The organism is Bradyrhizobium lablabi (assembly GCF_900141755.1).
GTDB lineage: Bacteria > Pseudomonadota > Alphaproteobacteria > Rhizobiales > Xanthobacteraceae > Bradyrhizobium > Bradyrhizobium lablabi_A.
Genome location: NZ_LT670844.1, coordinates 679,603 through 695,248 on the forward strand (window position 1 = coordinate 679,603; position 15,646 = coordinate 695,248).

General features: G+C 57.0%; 16 protein-coding genes and 1 pseudogene. 8 read left to right on the forward strand and 9 right to left on the reverse strand.

Annotated elements, in window-relative coordinates:
* Positions 1 to 232: 232 nt before the first annotated feature.
* Positions 233 to 1,438: an EAL domain-containing response regulator gene (locus B5526_RS03230; RefSeq protein WP_079544655.1), complete on the reverse strand. Its 1,206-nt coding sequence runs from the start codon at positions 1,436 to 1,438 to the stop codon at positions 233 to 235.
* A 225-nt stretch (positions 1,439 to 1,663) separates the two neighbouring features.
* Entirely contained in the window at positions 1,664 to 1,849 is a 186-nt protein-coding gene (locus tag B5526_RS03235) for a hypothetical protein (protein WP_079536811.1), read from the reverse strand.
* 677 nt (positions 1,850 to 2,526) lie between these two features.
* Between B5526_RS03235 and B5526_RS03245 the strand changes: the two genes are divergently transcribed.
* Positions 2,527 to 2,874 (forward strand): hypothetical protein, encoded by a 348-nt coding sequence (locus B5526_RS03245; RefSeq protein ID WP_079536816.1) that lies wholly within the window; start codon positions 2,527 to 2,529, stop codon positions 2,872 to 2,874.
* Positions 2,875 to 2,905: 31 nt separating this feature from the next.
* Here the strand turns inward: B5526_RS03245 and B5526_RS03250 are convergent, their stop codons facing one another.
* Together B5526_RS03250 and B5526_RS38820 are read right to left on the reverse strand one after the other, a co-directional pair.
* Complete coding sequence (locus B5526_RS03250; protein WP_079536818.1) at positions 2,906 to 4,450, reverse strand: ABC transporter substrate-binding protein; 1,545 nt, start codon at positions 4,448 to 4,450, stop codon at positions 2,906 to 2,908.
* 79 nt (positions 4,451 to 4,529) lie between these two features.
* On the reverse strand, positions 4,530 to 5,123 hold the full coding sequence (locus B5526_RS38820) for a hypothetical protein (RefSeq protein ID WP_244562187.1): 594 nt from the start codon (positions 5,121 to 5,123) through the stop codon (positions 4,530 to 4,532).
* Between the two features lie 861 nt (positions 5,124 to 5,984).
* On the opposite strand from B5526_RS38820, the gene B5526_RS03265 reads away from it, so the two are divergent.
* Both B5526_RS03265 and B5526_RS03270 read left to right on the forward strand, forming a co-directional pair.
* A complete protein-coding gene (locus tag B5526_RS03265; protein ID WP_079536822.1) occupies positions 5,985 to 6,224 on the forward strand; it encodes a hypothetical protein in 240 nt (79 codons plus the stop codon).
* An 886-nt stretch (positions 6,225 to 7,110) separates the two neighbouring features.
* Positions 7,111 to 7,296: a hypothetical protein gene (locus tag B5526_RS03270; protein WP_079536826.1), complete on the forward strand. Its 186-nt coding sequence runs from the start codon at positions 7,111 to 7,113 to the stop codon at positions 7,294 to 7,296.
* Between the two features lie 47 nt (positions 7,297 to 7,343).
* Here B5526_RS03270 and B5526_RS38825 read toward each other — a convergent pair.
* The 3 genes and pseudogenes from B5526_RS38825 to B5526_RS03290 all read right to left on the reverse strand — a co-directional run.
* Positions 7,344 to 7,505 (reverse strand): annotated as a pseudogene (locus B5526_RS38825) (tyrosine-type recombinase/integrase); the annotation flags it as partial.
* Positions 7,506 to 7,886: 381 nt separating this feature from the next.
* A complete protein-coding gene (locus B5526_RS03280) occupies positions 7,887 to 8,141 on the reverse strand; it encodes a hypothetical protein (RefSeq protein ID WP_079536828.1) in 255 nt (84 codons plus the stop codon).
* Positions 8,142 to 9,223: 1,082 nt separating this feature from the next.
* Positions 9,224 to 9,952: a hypothetical protein gene (locus tag B5526_RS03290; RefSeq protein WP_154071107.1), complete on the reverse strand. Its 729-nt coding sequence runs from the start codon at positions 9,950 to 9,952 to the stop codon at positions 9,224 to 9,226.
* A gap of 1,014 nt (positions 9,953 to 10,966) precedes the next feature.
* On the opposite strand from B5526_RS03290, the gene B5526_RS03295 reads away from it, so the two are divergent.
* From B5526_RS03295 to B5526_RS37380, 3 genes are all read left to right on the forward strand, one after another.
* Positions 10,967 to 11,353, forward strand: a complete 387-nt coding sequence (locus tag B5526_RS03295; protein ID WP_079536834.1) for a type II toxin-antitoxin system RelE/ParE family toxin — start codon at positions 10,967 to 10,969, stop codon at positions 11,351 to 11,353.
* Between the two features lie 55 nt (positions 11,354 to 11,408).
* Positions 11,409 to 11,666, forward strand: coding sequence for a helix-turn-helix domain-containing protein (locus tag B5526_RS03300; RefSeq protein WP_244562333.1), 258 nt, complete (start codon positions 11,409 to 11,411; stop codon positions 11,664 to 11,666).
* 292 nt (positions 11,667 to 11,958) lie between these two features.
* Positions 11,959 to 12,582: a hypothetical protein gene (locus B5526_RS37380; protein WP_154071108.1), complete on the forward strand. Its 624-nt coding sequence runs from the start codon at positions 11,959 to 11,961 to the stop codon at positions 12,580 to 12,582.
* A gap of 132 nt (positions 12,583 to 12,714) precedes the next feature.
* Here the strand turns inward: B5526_RS37380 and B5526_RS03310 are convergent, their stop codons facing one another.
* Positions 12,715 to 13,131, reverse strand: a complete 417-nt coding sequence (locus tag B5526_RS03310) for a hypothetical protein (RefSeq protein WP_079536839.1) — start codon at positions 13,129 to 13,131, stop codon at positions 12,715 to 12,717.
* Positions 13,132 to 13,180: 49 nt separating this feature from the next.
* Here B5526_RS03310 and B5526_RS03315 point away from each other — a divergent pair, with 49 nt between their 5' ends.
* Positions 13,181 to 14,005 (forward strand): hypothetical protein, encoded by an 825-nt coding sequence (locus tag B5526_RS03315; RefSeq protein ID WP_079536841.1) that lies wholly within the window; start codon positions 13,181 to 13,183, stop codon positions 14,003 to 14,005.
* Positions 14,006 to 14,108: 103 nt separating this feature from the next.
* Here B5526_RS03315 and B5526_RS03320 read toward each other — a convergent pair whose 3' ends face one another.
* Positions 14,109 to 14,516 (reverse strand): RidA family protein, encoded by a 408-nt coding sequence (locus B5526_RS03320; RefSeq protein ID WP_079536843.1) that lies wholly within the window; start codon positions 14,514 to 14,516, stop codon positions 14,109 to 14,111.
* Between the two features lie 321 nt (positions 14,517 to 14,837).
* Here B5526_RS03320 and B5526_RS03325 point away from each other — a divergent pair, with 321 nt between their 5' ends.
* Complete coding sequence (locus B5526_RS03325; protein WP_079536845.1) at positions 14,838 to 15,404, forward strand: GrpB family protein; 567 nt, start codon at positions 14,838 to 14,840, stop codon at positions 15,402 to 15,404.
* Positions 15,405 to 15,646 lie beyond the last annotated feature (242 nt).

Below are 15,646 nucleotides of genomic sequence, written 5' to 3' on the forward strand. Positions count from 1 at the left end.
GGTGTGGAGTAGTTGTACCCTGTCGAGCGCCAAGACAGGAATCGGCAGGTTGCCGGACGTTTGCCGGTCAATGTTTGGTTTTGGTCAATCTCGTCATTCTGACCATGCGCCGATCACTTCCCGTCTACCCCCGAAAGCAGACAATTTCAGAGCCAGTTGGCACTTCGCATTTGTGCCAAGGCGAATTTCCCCGTGTTTTTCAGCTTTAGTGGACAGGCCAGCCCGCATATCACTATGGCATCGCCACGGAGCGGCGCAGCGTGGTCAGCGCGAACTTTTGTGCCGTCATAGGCTTCGCAAACAGAAAGCACTGCACCAGATCAAAACCCATATCGCGCACGGTGAAAAAGTCGGCTCGGGTCTTCACGCCCTCGGCTACGGTGCGAGCGCCAAAGCCACGCGCAAGGTCGAGGATTTGGCGGCATACGACCTGCTTCAAGCGATCGTCGGCGCAGCCGGCGATGAATTGTCGATCGACCTTGATCTCGACAAAGGGAAAGTCCTGAAGTCCAACCAGCGACGGCCATTCCGATCCAAGATCATCGATTGAGATGCCGATGTTGCTGAACCGAAGCTGTCTGGCGGCCGCTTTCGCCAAGTCCAGGTTAGAAATGACATCAGCGGCGTCAATCTCAATGATAAGCCCTTCGAAGGCCGGGTGATCCGGCATCTGCCGGCGCAGAGTCGCGACCGATTTTGGGTCCTGAAAAAAAGTCATCGGTAGGTTGATGCTGATCTCAATGGCCCGGTGCTGGATGAAGTTGCGCCAATCTTCAACCGCCCGGCCAATCACGAATTCTGATAAAGCGGAAAGGAAGGGGTCGTCCTTATCGGTCAAAAAATACGCTGGCGCAATGACACCCCAGGTCGGATGTCGGACGCGTATGAGCGCCTCGGCGCCGCACAGTGCGAGCGTGTGTGCGTCGAATTTCGCCTGGTACCATAGTTCCACCCAGCCTCCGTTCAGCGCTTCGGCCGCTTCGATCACGGGGCTCGGCGGCGCTTCGGTGGGCAGCAGCGGAGCGACACTGTTGCCCAAACTCCTGCTGTCAAAAGGCGTGGCGAGCGTCGGCAACATCGCGATCCCGCGATGCTCGCCGAGTTCTTGGACGGCCGCCAGCATCAACGAGTTGCGGGGGCCAAGCAGGAGAACCTTACCGTCGAATGATCTTGCTGCGAGCGCTTCCAGCATCCCAGCCGCCTCGATCCCGCCTGTCGACAACCCTACGATAACGAGGTCGGGCGCTTGTCCATCGAGCACCGCGCTCAGTTCGCCAACTTGCGTGCACTCGCAGGTGATAAAGCCGAGTTCTTCCAGAGCCTCTCCGAGGAACTTCCGAATGTGCCGCTTGCCGTCGGCGATGCAAACGCGAGGCGCGACTTTTCGCCGCCCAAACGTAGCGAACTTGATCGCCTCTTCGGCGGGCGAATTTTCCATCGCGTCCTCCTGCATTGACGGGACCGCACTTTTCTCTTCGATGATTCGGAAAATGTGGCGGTTCCCGACGATCAACAGGAAAATTCAGATTTTGGCGCTTCACAAGGGACGGTGGGTGCGTTGAGAGACCTAGCCGTCCGACCAAATGCGCATGCTGTGCCGCCTGCGAGACCACGGCTACCAGAGGCGAAATTCCCTATCAAACCGACGCGATAAAGCTTGTCCTCAGTGATCACGCAGGGTCTTTTCAGGGGCGCTATATTCCGTCGCGGCCGTGTCAATCATCAAGGCGTTAAATATTTCAGCCGCCATATGGTTTAGTTTTGCCAGACTTGTTTCGATATCGCCGTGCGTCGGCGCGAGATCGCGTGGATTCTGGTAATCCCTGAATTGGATAATCTGGCCTGTCATGCGCAATTCTCCGTTATCAGGATTATCACGATGCCGATCATTGCCAGAGTAAGCAGATATGCCGTCATTCCCATACGGCTATTCGGGTGGGGGGTCGCACCCGTTCGAGTGTCTATTAGGAAAGGCGGGAGCCGAGAGTGATTTTAACATCTTAGGGATTTGAGGTCGTCTTTTCTCATAGGAAGAGAACGATTTTGTAACCATTTGCTCGAACGTTGCCATTCTCGCAGATTGGTATTTCGCAATTCAACCGGGCGTGTGCTGAATGAAACAGCAAGACGTGAAGCCTCTGATTATCTGGGAGTGGGACCGATGGGTCCAAACGCAGTCTATCAATCCCAGGAGGGCGAGCGCCCGAGATTCGTTTAAGTTCTTTCTTGAGCTGCAAGAGGCGCGGTCTCCGCTTTTGGATTTTCAACCAAGAGGTCGAGACAAGTGGCAAATCGTGCACGGGTGGCTGCTGAGCGAGGGACGGGTGTCGAATTGAGATCTAGCGCGCTGCGCAAAATTTTGGGCGCTGCAATAAATTACGCGGATACGGTCTTCGGTACAGGACAGCGATGTACCCCTTCATGCCGGTAGGGCCTCGGAGCGATCCGAGGGCCTTGCTTTTGTGCAGGAACGATTCCCGGTTTCGTGCTAAAATGGCCGCTGCTTGCGTTTGTTGGGAGTTGCTTATGCGTCGGAGCTGGACCCCGTCGATTGTCCCGAACGGCGACGACCAGAACGTGTACCTTGTCGTTGACGACTTCGGCGATGGTGGCCGTGTGTTTCGCGAAGCCGATCTTGAAGGCACCGATCTTGAAACGTTGATCGTCGATCTTTTGGACGGTCAATACCGAAATCCCATTCGTGTCGTCGCGTTTAACACCGCCGAGAGCTGGTCGCAGGACGTCTCATCGGAGATCGCGCAAGAACTTCGTCGCCGCTGCGATCTCCAACTGCGCGACGTTCCATCGAGCATTCAGGATTTCGTCGAGCGCCACGAGGGCCGCGACCGCCAGCTCACGTTGCGGCTCGCCTGAGCTATGCCCTTACAAGCGATGACATCGATGCTTATTCAAGTTCGATCGCCTGGTACTTCCCCTTGTCATCAATCGCCGTTCCCCATATTTTGTGCGAGGCTTGGTGTTCAGCGCGGCCATAACTGAGAGTGGCTCCAAGACCCATGTCGAGATCGCGCATACCCTCCAGGACGTCGACGAGCTTCTCGGTATCGAGTTGCGGTCCAGCACGTTTGAGCGCCTGGATAAGGACGTTTGCCGAGATGTAGCCCTCGAGCGACACGTAATCCGGCGCCTCGCCAGGAAAATATTTGGCAAGGGCATTTTTGTATTCGAGAACCACACTCGAGTAACCGGAAACCGCCGGCACCACTTGCGTCACGATTACGCCGGTGGCATAGCGCGCTCCCAATAGCATCAATTCATCGGCAAGGGCGGTGCTGCCCACGAACGACACGTTGGAGTAAATCATTCCAGGATAGAGGTCGCGCGTCTTCTCGATGAACCTTGCGGCGGCCCGATAAGTTGCAACCATGACTACCGCTTTGATTGGCGGCTTCTGCGCTTTCAACTGATTAACCGCTTCGTCCACATCCACGGTGTTTCGCTTGTAGTTAAGACGCAGAATCGCGCTGTCGCTGGCGCCGAGCGCACGAAATGCCTTCGCGACGCCGGCGAATCCCGAATCGCCATATGCATCCTGCTGGGCGAAAACAGCGATCTGCCCAGGCCGCAGCCGGCGCAATTTTACCAGATAACGCACCACGGCGTCGGTTTCCTCCGCGTAACTCGCACGATAGTTGAATACATAGCGATCGGGAGGATCGTTGCGGAGCACATTCGCACCCGTGAAAGCGCCGAAGAACAACAGTCGTCGCTCGAGTGCGTATGGTACCGCAACGACCGCGGTGGGGGTTCCGACATTTCCAATGATGCCGAATACCTGGTCTTTCTCGTAAAGCTGCTTCATGGTTTCGGCGGTCCGCGTCGGCTCATAACCGTCATCAGCCGAGATCAGCTTGAGCATCCGGCCGTCCACGCCCCCGGCGTCGTTGATCCGGTTGAAAGCGGTATCGATCCCGAGCTTCATTTGGCGCCCCAGCTCTTTTGCAGGGCCGGAAAAGGGTGCCGAGATTCCGAACCGAATTTCTCGATCGCTTACACCACGGGTTGTGGTGCCGGCAGCTGGCGGTGCGGATGTTGTGGCGGCGGCGGCGGAAGACGGTGCAATTGCACCGGACAAAGCTGGCCCGGCGACCGACCGTTCAAGATCAGCGAGCTGGCGTTCTGCTAGTCTGCAATCGACTTTGCCTGTTGTCACGGCGCCATGGCCGCTCGCGACGCTGCGATCGAACAGCTGCGTGAGGTCGTCACGGTCAGCCTCGTTGGACGAGGCTTCCTTGATTACAGCCGTGAACTTATCGACGATAACCTGAATACGGGGCCGCGCGATGTCCTGGCAGGCCAGCGCTGAACCAATGATCGGTCCGACGCGGCCTGCAAGGTTGCGTACAACGTCCGTCTTGTCACCAGGCGCTGCGCTCGCAGCGCTTGCGAGCAAGACACCAAATAGGATCGTTATCCAACGGGGGGGCATCGCCGACTCCGCAACCAAGGGCACATTGGACCCGTGATCAGGCATCGTCGCTTCTCCCCCGTTTGATTGATCGGTTCCGCTATTGAGATGTTTCGGTCGAGTCAGGTTTTTGGCGCCATTGCAGAAATTGTTGAAGTAGCGTTTCGGACTGCTCGTGCGTCATGACAGGCGGGCTGGTCCTGGTTGACGCCAGGATCGTCTGAAACTCGGAAAGAGCGGGTTTCGAGTCATCGTCTCTCCGAGACGGCTGATAGAGAGTGGCTCTTATTGATTGCAAGATCCCGGAGAAGGACGAAGCACCGGCGTCCGGTTGCCGGGCATAATCTCGCGAAACAGGGACCACAATGACGAAGAACAACGCCACGAGGGCTGAAACGCCGACGGCTGCTGCGAAGCGACCGGCGACACTCATCAATGCCGTTCGCCGATCCGGTTCACGCACGAACCCCGGAGGTTCGTCAATCACCTCAGGGTCGAGTGGACGCCGCAGGCCCTCGGAAACCGCATCCTCAAGCAAAGCGTCAACAGAAGGTGGAGAGGAAACAGGGCGCCTGGCGGAACTTGTTGCGCGCGAAGAGGGTAATCGCAGCTCTGCTCTTTCACGCAACCAGCGCGGTGCATAGTACGTGGGATCGTTGGGATTGAGATGGTCCTGTTCATTCAAGGTACTCATATGCTACTCCTCATAATGCTTGGCTGTTACACCGCAGTCACCGCATGGCACCGCAGTAGCAGGCCTGTGGACGTTTCTCTGGATGCGATAGACGAGGGTTCCAAGCGGGTATGTCCGTCGCGCGGAGAAATCCGCAGTCGATCCGAATGAGATGCAAAGTTTGGTGGGAAATTTGAAGCAAAGTGCCGGATACCAAATCCGGCACCGTGCGACGTAACCCGCGTCAGCCCGCGAGATACAATCTCAAGACCGCAACGTCCCACCGCTTCCATTGTCTGTTCCCCTCGGCAAAAGTCCGCCTTGAGGGCGGAAATGACCTCCAGCAATCGAGCTGGAAAAATCACTGAGATTTGAAGGAACCGAGGCAGGGCAATATTAAGTTCGAACCTCGACCAAATTGAGGTTAGTTTTTGCCGATCAACAACTTGGCGCGATGCTGAATTGCAAGGCAGCGCGCTGTTGATCGGACAAAATAACCGGCTGTTTCAGAAACGCGGGGCCGGCCACAAACTCCGACAAAATAATCGCACGGGTTCGAAATGTTGCATCGCAACATCGAAGCATGAGCGAACAGAATCTTCATTCAACGCGATGCAATCGGCCGTTCTGCAGCCGAATAACCGGTGCCATTAGTCAACGGTTAACCAAGACCTCGCGATTCTGATTTTCGCGGCTTCAGTGGCCTTTACCGTGTGGACGAACTGACTCACCATTTTCCGAATTAGGCCACACCGAAATTCAACTTAGGCCACTGAGGATTAAAACAGGCCAGTGTTACACCCATAGAACACCCAAATGGGCGATGGCCGAACCAATTGCGAGCCCGTATGTTGAATTCCAGTTCTGTTGCGGAGTTGCATTGTGTCTTGGGATGAGCGTTTTGCCGAGCCGATTGTGCTGGACGATGGCACCACCAAGTTGGCGACCCTGCGCGAGGCTATTGCGCACCTCGCCAAGATTATCCCCAAAGCCGAACGCAACCTGCCGGAGATCCTGACGGCGTCCGATATTTTAACGAAGGCGGCCCGGTCGAGTTCGCGCGCATCGCGACCATCCAGGCACTTCAACGGGACAGAGAAAACGTGGTCTGACGGGTTGTAGGATGCCTCGTTTCAGGAGACGAAGTTGGAGCCCGGACGAGCTAAGGCTCCTAAACAAACTAGTTGTCGCCGGCGCGTCACCACGCACAGCAGCCGAGGCACTGAACAGAGCAAAGGAAACAGTTCGCACCAAGGCGCGGATGATCGGCTGTCCCTTCCCTCACCGCGATGAGGTCAAACGCAACCGGCTGCAGAAGGAGGAGAAATCTCGCGGGCAAATGCGATAAAGAAATTGAGCCCTCGGCAAAGATCAACTTCCACGATCATATCTATCCCTATTGGACGCCAAATCGTCACATTTGGATTCTCAGTGCACACGAAAATCCGAGCGCACACGCGAGGTTATCCATAATGGTCCGGAGCGAAACAGCTCCAATCAAAGACCGGATACATTGATGCAAGACCGCTTACCGCCAGCTCGACGAAAACCTCTTGCAACGCACGGCCGGACCATACATTGGGTCAAACCCCGGAGGTCAGACCCCGTCGATGCGGAGTCTGCTCTTCCAACGATAGTGTTGCAAAAGTCCCAAAAAAGCCCTGCGGCTGATTTTCCGCCAAAGGACGAAACAAGCGGCAATCGCGGATCAATGCAGCCTCAAACCCATTACCGGAATCGCCTGTGAGTTTGGCGCACGGCGGCGTAGTCCGCCACATTATTATTCGATCGTCGCACCTACGGCTCGGAGAATTTGAGTCCCTTCCGCAAAAAGACTTTTGCAACACTATCCCAACAACAGCGGACATTGGTTTGCGGGATCGGCACTGGCGGGCGACAGAACCTGCCTAATTTCGGCCGTCAGGGCACCCAATATCGACACCGTTTCGGCGAACTGCCGTCAAACGCACGGACAACCGTGTCCCTGTACAGCGTACGGGGAACTCACATGTCCTTTGAAATTGTTGCGGAAAAAGAAAGCGAAACTGTAAGAATGAAGAGAAACAGTTCGCTGATAGCCATTGCTAAGGCGCAGGTGTGGGCTAGCGAAGGATGGAATGTCACTATCGTGGTCGTGGATGAGAATGCACCGGGGCTAGGCGAAGAATTCGCTTCATCGTTGGCTTGTGCGTGAGCAATCCACGTAGATCTACGGAGAAGGGAGGCGACACCTTTGTTGATTAGGATACTGTCGATCGCCAAATTGAACATGGCAAGGTCCCGAGCGCGCCCTTCGATCTGAAGTTTCGTCCGGATCGACCAGACATGTTTGGGCCGCTACGGCGGCTTTGCTCCGGTCACCTTGCCCTTGTTCCAAGGCACCCGCTTAGGAGGTGCGGGTATAGCATTCGCTTGATCCTGCGTGGTTATTCTCCTCGGTTGCAGACGAGGAGAATCATGGGCGACTGGTTACGGCATTGAAATTAGTTCGGCTTTTTCCAACCTTCATTTGGCCATGGCGCGGTGGCTTCGTTTTGAGTGGATTTGACGTGGTCTCGACTGCTTGGGGCAGAGTGAAATGCAACGACGCGATTTCATCAAAGCGCTCGGTGGAACGGTGGCGTTGTGGCCTCTCTCGGCGCACGCGCAGCAGGGAAAGGGCGCAATTTTGACGACGTCCGGTTTCAAATCGAGATAGAAAAAGCGGTGAACGCCGGCGGTGAGTTTGGTTGAGAATGGCCATCTCTTCTGGTTTTCAAAATAATTTGGATCGCCAAAAGCTCTCTAAAAATCATCCTCGTCGGCTTCGCGGTGACCCGGCGGGTTGCCCTTTCTGAAATCGGAACAGTACTCAGCCACCAGCGCTTCAATTTGGGCAGCGTTGAAAAAGGATGGGGTTTTGCCGACATCTCGGTGGAGCATGGATAAGGCACCGATGCGGTCCGGCATTCGCTTTAGTGCCGACTTCAGCGAAACAAGCCCGACGCCATCCATCTTCACAATTTCTTCGAGATCGTGATCGAAGTCTATCTGCACCATTTTCGCCTCTCTTGGTTGTTCGGGGCGGAGCGACGGACTGTCACCGCACTTGTCACCGGACGGGTGAGTATAGGCCCATACCAGACTGGAAAAGAAGCCGCACAGGGGTCTCAAAAATGGACCAGGCCATACGGACGAATGGGGATTTCAAGACCGGTGCTCATGCCGTTCAGCAGACCTTGATGCCGTCTTCGGTGTGAATGCGCAGCTGAGCCGACGAGTGCGAGACGACGTAGTTTTTTCCACGCCACTCGAAAACCGCTTTCATTGTGTTCTGCGGCGCGCGCTCCCACGCGTCTCTTGCGCGCGCCAGTAACTCAGTCCGTTCTTGCTCGGACAGTTGCTCGCTAGAGGACACTTAGACCGCCTCCTTGTCGCATCAATGTCGTACGGAGTTTCCGTGCTTAGTTCGCCACCCGTCGGCAAAAACCCCGGGCGCCCCTCGGTGACTCAGAAATGGCCGCTGGTGCGTTTTGGCCCATTTCCGCGAAAAACGAATCCACGAGCCTCTAATACACGCTTACCGCCAAGGAGGCGCTACCCAGCAATGAAGCGGCCCGGCGCGCGGTGAGTGGTGGACGACACGCGCCGGGTCTGACCATCCCCCTTTGGCCCGCGAGGCATGGTCGAAATCGAACGTAAGGACGATTCGTGGCAAAAACCCGCCCGCATGCACTCTGCACACAGGCGGGGAACCTGTTTGTCGGCGTTCGCCTAGATCGCCTAGAGGAGAAATAATGTTGAATAACTTGCCAGCCCACAGTTCGGCCACCAACGGGCAGTCCATCGCCCGTAAAATAGGGGGATCTGCGGGAAATCGCGGGAACCGAGCGCGCGGGGTTTGACGCCAGCACGTTTTCCGGACACTCGCTCTGGGCGGCTTCCTGACCTCCGCGGCGAGCAAGGGAGCATCCATTTTCAAGATGATGGACGTATCCCGTCACAAGTCGGTGGATACCTTGCGGGGCTATTTTCGCGATGCAGCGTTATTCAAGGATCATGCGGAGACCGGTTTGCTTTAAAGGGGGCTGTGCGCCGATGCCGCTGGGCTTGGCAAGGTACAGCGTCATTTCCTGCTAGGTCTAATCGAGCCAACCGGTGCTTTGCACGGGCCACGGCGCCTGGGCATTTTGCTCGGGCCGGACCTGTGCTCGGGCATTTTGCTCGGGCCGGACCTGTGCTCGGGCATTTTGCTTGGGTCGGACCTGTCGGTGCTTTTGCGCGGGCCGGACCTGTGCTCGGGCATTTTGCACGACCTGTGCCCGGGCATCTTGTACGGGCTGTACGGGCCGGATCTGTGCCCGTGCATCTTCCTCGGCCGCCCAAGCCTGGAATTGCTTGAACAAGGCTTCCGGTGATGGCTGACGGATTTCGGTCTGACTCTGATAGGCAGTTTTGAAAGCGGCGGCAATTTCGTCGCCCGTCGGCGCCTCCCTTGCAGTCGGCAGCAAAGCCTGAGCGCCGGCGGTCGATTGAATTATTGGCATCGACTGACCGGTGCCATCTTGAGGCGCCGATGTGGCGACCAGGGAAGCCGTCGCGCTCGCAAAGTGCACGAGTGGATTTCCCACGAATAGAATCGCGAACACGATCGCTGCCGCCGTTACAACCAAAATACTCGTCTTGAGGATTCGCGACGAAATAGCCGCTCTGTCCCAAGCCTTTCCGATACCCGGCTGCTCGGATTCTTCGGTATGATCGGAGAGAAAGAGAGGAATAAGATGGTTCGTCGCCATGGGTGATGCCTCCACGCTAAACGCAAAATCGGGCCATCCTGGCATCAGGTTCTTATTGTTCTTGTTGACCGGCACCCTGCTATCGAGGCCTAAAAAAGAGCAAGAATCGCCGGCACGAATTAGGAGAAATCTTGATTTCATTGGGGCGAGACCGCACGATTTTTCGTTGGTTTTTGCGGCACCGGTAACCCGCGATCTTCCAAGATGATAGATCCGGCGCGCTGCGGACAGCAGCGCAGCGGCTTCCTCCTGAAAACCCTCTGTAGGGCCTGGGGCCTGTCATCGGTCGCGCGCCCGCTTGCGGCGCCCCCAATGCTGCGAAAGAGATCGCCCGCCACCGCCTGTCCGTTCCCGACCCACGCATTTAGGCTTCACACAGGCCATGACTTCGCGGTCTCGCGGCGCGATGCGCCCGAGTCTTGATAGGGTTCACCCTCGAAAATAAGAGGGCGCAGGGAATGCCGGGTGCGCGCTGCACCCGCGGTCTCGTGTGCAAGATGCACAAGGAAATGCGCACACGAGCATACAGGTTCAGCGGAGGCATCCGGCATCCCCTGCGTGATGGCTTTACGGCTTATGCCGTGCTCTCCCCGGCGACGAATTCGTCTTGTCACCGTCGTCGACGGATTTGAGCGGCTCCTCAACCCCGGTCGGGTTTGAGTTAGCCACCGCCGACTTGGCACCAGCAACGGGTGTCAGGACCACACGGTTTTGCCGTACGCTAAAACGTCGTTCGTCTTGCGCGCCTGCAAATCGCTCACGAGGTTCAACCCGCCCTGCGACCGCCATTGCGCGCCGACGCTCTCGCGTCCACCACATCCCGTCCCGCGTTCGTGACGACGCGCGACCGCCCCTCTTCTCGGAACGGGACGGCCGGAGTTAAACTACTGATTTGGGGTCTCCGTGAAGCGGAATTTTGCCCGTCGTGCCAATCTGCCGCAAGGCGACGGGCACCGCGTGTGGCAACGATCTTCGCGCGCTCGGGCCGCGCTGTTCTTGCCGATGCTCGCGGTTTCCGCGTCGGCGACGTTTTGATCCCTTGCAAACTATAGTTCATAGTATTATAGTATAGAGAACGACAGGTCAGCGTTGAGAATATTCAAGACCAAGCCTTTTTCCCGCTTTGCCCGACGCGAACGGATTTCGGATGCCGCGCTCCGTGAAGCTGTCGATCGCGCCGAGCGCGGCCTGATGGACGCGGATTTGGGAGGCGGTGTCATCAAGCAACGTGTCGCGCGGCCCGGACAGGGACGCTCGGGCGGCTTTCGCGTTCTGATCGCTTACCGCGCGAAGACCCGCTCGGTGTTTCTGTTTGGCTTTGCCAAAAGCGCGCGCGGGAATGTCGAAGATGACGAACTCGCGACCGCGCGGGAGATCGCGCGGCTCTGGCTCGAAGCGGACGGGAAGGCTTTGGCGAAGGCGCTTTCGGAAGGCATTATTGAGGAGGTAGACCATGGCAAAGAAGAAAAAAGTTAGCCCGCTGGCGAAGGCCCTGCTGGAAACGGCGGGCGACATGCGGAAGGCCGGGCTCATGGACAAGGCCACCCACGAGAAGATCACCCTGCGGCATTTGGGAGCGACAGGCGCGCCCAAGGCCCTTCCGATTACAGGGCCGCAAATCCGGGCCATGCGCGAACGGGCTCAATTGAGCCAGGCGGTGTTCGCCCGCTATCTCAATCTGACCGTGGGTTACGTCTCGCAGTTGGAGCGCGGCGCGAAACAGCCGACCGGCGCGGCACTGGCCTTGCTCAACGTGATCAAGCGAAAGGGGATCGACGCTATTCTTTAGTGGCCGCGATCAACCGGGACGTCGAACAGTTTTGCCTCGAAATACTGAATTGCGGTGACGGCACGACCAGCCGCGCTTTCGCGGCACCATATCGCAAGCTGCGCAAGCGCGGGTTGAAGCCGCTCGAACCGGAAAGCCGTTGACGCGTGCTATGGTCGAATTTGAAACGTGAATTAAGTGCGCTGGCACCGTAATTCTCCTACCATCATGCCGACGATTCATTCGAAAGGGCTTTGACGTGCCATTGTGCTGGATTTGCAATAAAGAGCCAGGAACGACCGGCGAGCATCGCTTGAAGCGATCCGATATAAAGGAGCAGCTTGACGACAACGTGTCGTTGCATTTTCATACTGACGCGCGCCGGAATCTCAAGCTACAGAGTTCAAATGCGAAGCGGCTTAAATTCGAGCCCTCAATATGCAATAGCTGCAACAGCGCAAGAACCCAACCGCATGATCTTGCTTGGCAACAATTATCGGCGGTTCTCCGGAGGAGAAAGTCCCCACTTAAAACAGGCGATGTCATTCGGGCGAACAGAATTTTTCCCTACATGACATCTGCCGAGATGCGGAACGTACATCTTTTCTTTGTTAAGTGGCTTGGATGCGAAATTGTCGAAAGCTGCATTCCGATTCAACCTCCAATCGAAACGCTTTCGGAGGCAATCATGGACGGAAAGCCGCACCCGAATATCTGGCTGGCATTCGGCGTCGCGCAACGCGATGCGGATTGGGTCGGAGCTTCTGTCGTCGACGCCGCATCTTTTAATGGCCGGGCGAAGCACGATTACCTTTGCCGAATTTATGAGGTGGGAATGTTAAGCGTTCGGGTGAGGCTGTCCGGAATAAAATTGAAGGACGACTGGCATCCCTCTCCTAGCAACCGTTTCCTCATTACTGATCTTGAGGGAGCATAGACGAACTGGCGAGCAGAGCCCGTAGGATGGGTTGAGCACTCGCGAAACCCATCACCTTGCCGCGTGACATTGATGTTAGCACGATGACGGGACGACGTGATGGGTATCACTGCGCTCAACCCATCCTACGGGTTACTGCGCGTCTTTTACAGCGCAACGCTGGTATGGCGTGCCGTCGATTTTGAGTGCGCTCTTTTGACCTGGCGAAAGCCTAATGGTCGCCTTTTGCCCTTCGATTCCCTTTGTGAAGTATTCCCAAAACTCAAAGCACGTTACAGATAAATTCGTTCCGTCTCCGACAACAGATTTCCGCTCTATCCGACAGTGATTTTCGTATTGGTCGAAGATCGGAGCGGGTTTGCCATCGATAACATTGCCTAGGTCGATTAGCGTCCTGCTATTCGGATCTTCTTCGTCGAGACATTCTGCTTGGGTTTTGGCCCAAATTCCTTCAAATAGCTCTGCTGCGCACAAGGGTGTTTGCGACGCTAATGCGAGGATGAAAAACGCCCCGAATACGTCTCGCCCAATCGTCGTAGTTGTCCGCATATACCAGCTCCCGTTAGGGACTTTGCGGCATTTTCCTGAAGGCAGCAAGATGCCCCGCCAGCCGCCCGTAAAGGTGACCTTCGACACCAACACACTGTCCGGCATCATCGACCCGGATCGACAGCTTGGCGAGGCCGACCATACGGCCTATCAGGCGGTCCACGCCGCGGTGAAGACGGGACAAATCCGCGGCTTTTTCAGCGAAGCGCTCGTCACCTTGGATGCGATCGGCCGCAAAGCCAAGGCCGAGGTCTTGGGCGCCGCCCGCTTCGTGTCTGAGACCGCCTCGACCGGGCCGAACCAGATCACGATTACCCTGGGTCCTCGCTGGAAACGTGTCGATATTGACCATCGGATTCTGACACGCATTGAAACTGCGCGCGCGATTGGGATGCGCGGGTTGATTGGACCCCGGCGCTTCGGCGACAGCCTGGTGGTGCGCGGGTTTGGCGAGGATTTTTATGAACCCTATCCGTCCGGGGCAGCTTTCGTGGCCGCGACAGACACCGCCAACGGCCTTGACGCGGCGATCGTGGCGCGGGGTCTCGGCCGGGCGCAGGTGATCAAACTCGCCAAATTCTTCAGCGAACGCGATGGCGCCGACGGCGAATGGTGGCCTCAAGGGCTGGAGCGGACTCGGAGCGCCGCTGAAAGGAAGAAAGTGCGCCTTGCTGTCAATGAATGGGCGGATGGCGAAGCTCTGGCAGCTCATGCCGGCTACGGCAACGACCTGTTTTGCACGGACGACAGGGGTGGCGACCTAGGCGATAGGTCGATCCTTCATCCCAATCATCACACCTGGTTGTCGGAAACGCACGGCGTGATCATCGTCAACGTCGCCGAACTGGCCAAGCGCTTGGCGACAGTGCCATGAAGGGGTCGAGCAGCGTCTGAACTCGGGCTCGGTCATTCGGCCGGACGTGCGAAGCCATCCGGTTCATCATGTTCGAGACCGGCAAGAAGGCCAGAGCAGCCCGTCAGCTATCTGTCAAAACCTTCGTGCAGGGCCGCCGGCAAACTAGGTCGATCTCGATCAGCGCATCGTACGCGAGCCCCGTCACCCCCACACAGGTTCGCGCCGGCAGGCGGCCTTCGGCAAAATAACTACGATAAGTCGCGTTGACAGCGGCGTAGTCTTGCTTGACGCGCGTGAGGTAGATCCGCGCCATCACGACATCTTCAAGACCGAGCTCGAGCCCGGCCAGCACCAGCCGCAGATTTTCCATCACCGCGCGGGTCTGCGCCTCGATGCCGTCGGGCAGTTGGCCCGGCGCGGCCGGCGTATCGGGCATTTGTCCGGTGACAAAGACAAAACCGTCGGTTTCGACGGCGTGGCTGAGCGGCGCTACCGGTTTCGGGCCGCCGGCGATCATGTGGAATTTCAATGAAGCAGCCTCGTGGAATTTCAATGAAGCAGCCTCGGTTGTTTAGGATCGCGGAACGTTTTCAAACAAGCGCTTGCTCAGGATGGCGTGAAGCCCCCAGTTTGGGAATTTGAATCACAGACGCCCGGCCAAACACAATGCTCCTGCCTCGGCCCGGCAACCAGTTGGCGCAAAGCGGACATCAAATGTTAGGTAACGCCCGCAGACTCGGTCGAAAATGATTCTGAGCGGGCTTACTAAAGCGGGACGATAACCAAGGAGTGATGCTTCGGCCGCCACCTGCGTGATACGTTTCCGTGAAACGCAATCAGGGGCGTGAGCATGGAGAAATACGGAGCCGGGTCGATTGTTGTCTCCGACTATGATCCCAACTGGCCGATCTTGTTCGAGCAAGAAAGCACGAGGATCAAGAAAGCTCTCGGCTCGTTCGCTTTGGCCATCGAGCACATGGGTAGCACGGCGGTTCCAGGCCTGCCATCGAAGCCCATCATCGACCTGCTAGTTGGCGTACCTAGCCTAGAGGAGGCAAAAGAACGATGGATCGAGCCGATCAGGTCGCTTGGCTACAATTACGTGCCGGAGTACGTGTCGTGGCTCCCTGGCGAGTTGTTCTTCCGAAAGGGGCCTCCGGGCCCGTGGACCCATCATGTGCATTTGATGGAGCCGTCTTATCCTCGGTGGGAGGCATTGCTGGTATTCCGCGATTATCTCCGCGCACATTCCGAGGCAGCCCAAGCTTACGCTAACATTAAGCGGGCCCTCGCCGCCTCGTCGGTAGACGACATAGAGGCTTATCGAACCGGCAAACATATCTTCGTCGAGGAGACCACTGCCAAGGCGCGTGCTTGGCGCGCGCATGCAGCACGGTCAATGATGGCGCCCGATTAGGATACGCCTCAACTTCTGCATTTGGCCCTTCGCGTCACTTCGCTACCTGCAGCAACCACGTCGCTTCAGGAGCAAAGCGGACGTGACCGAAATTTATGAGTACGCTCCCTAGCTAGGGCGTGAACCCATAAATCTGTAGTAGTCGGCGGAGTCCGCTTTGGTGCGCGTAACGGACTCAAGTCGGACATCGCGTCATGTCCGAAAAGTGCCATTTTCGGAAGTCAGACGTCGAGAGTTATCCG

What these genes read in the sequence shown, in the direction of transcription:
- B5526_RS03280 (WP_079536828.1), bottom strand. Translation starts at nt 8,141, where the DNA reads ATGGTGCAGATAGACTTCGATCACGATCTCGAAGAAATTGTGAAGATG.
- B5526_RS38820 (WP_244562187.1), bottom strand. Translation starts at nt 5,123, where the DNA reads ATGAGTACCTTGAATGAACAGGACCATCTCAATCCCAACGATCCCACG.
- B5526_RS03250 (WP_079536818.1), bottom strand. Translation starts at nt 4,450, where the DNA reads ATGCCCCCCCGTTGGATAACGATCCTATTTGGTGTCTTGCTCGCAAGC.
- B5526_RS03325 (WP_079536845.1), top strand. Translation starts at nt 14,838, where the DNA reads ATGGAGAAATACGGAGCCGGGTCGATTGTTGTCTCCGACTATGATCCC.
- B5526_RS03245 (WP_079536816.1), top strand. Translation starts at nt 2,527, where the DNA reads ATGCGTCGGAGCTGGACCCCGTCGATTGTCCCGAACGGCGACGACCAG.
- B5526_RS03235 (WP_079536811.1), bottom strand. Translation starts at nt 1,849, where the DNA reads ATGACAGGCCAGATTATCCAATTCAGGGATTACCAGAATCCACGCGAT.
- B5526_RS03315 (WP_079536841.1), top strand. Translation starts at nt 13,181, where the DNA reads ATGCCCCGCCAGCCGCCCGTAAAGGTGACCTTCGACACCAACACACTG.
- B5526_RS03310 (WP_079536839.1), bottom strand. Translation starts at nt 13,131, where the DNA reads ATGCGGACAACTACGACGATTGGGCGAGACGTATTCGGGGCGTTTTTC.
- B5526_RS03270 (WP_079536826.1), top strand. Translation starts at nt 7,111, where the DNA reads ATGTCCTTTGAAATTGTTGCGGAAAAAGAAAGCGAAACTGTAAGAATG.
- B5526_RS03230 (WP_079544655.1), bottom strand. Translation starts at nt 1,438, where the DNA reads ATGGAAAATTCGCCCGCCGAAGAGGCGATCAAGTTCGCTACGTTTGGG.
- B5526_RS03300 (WP_244562333.1), top strand. Translation starts at nt 11,409, where the DNA reads ATGGACAAGGCCACCCACGAGAAGATCACCCTGCGGCATTTGGGAGCG.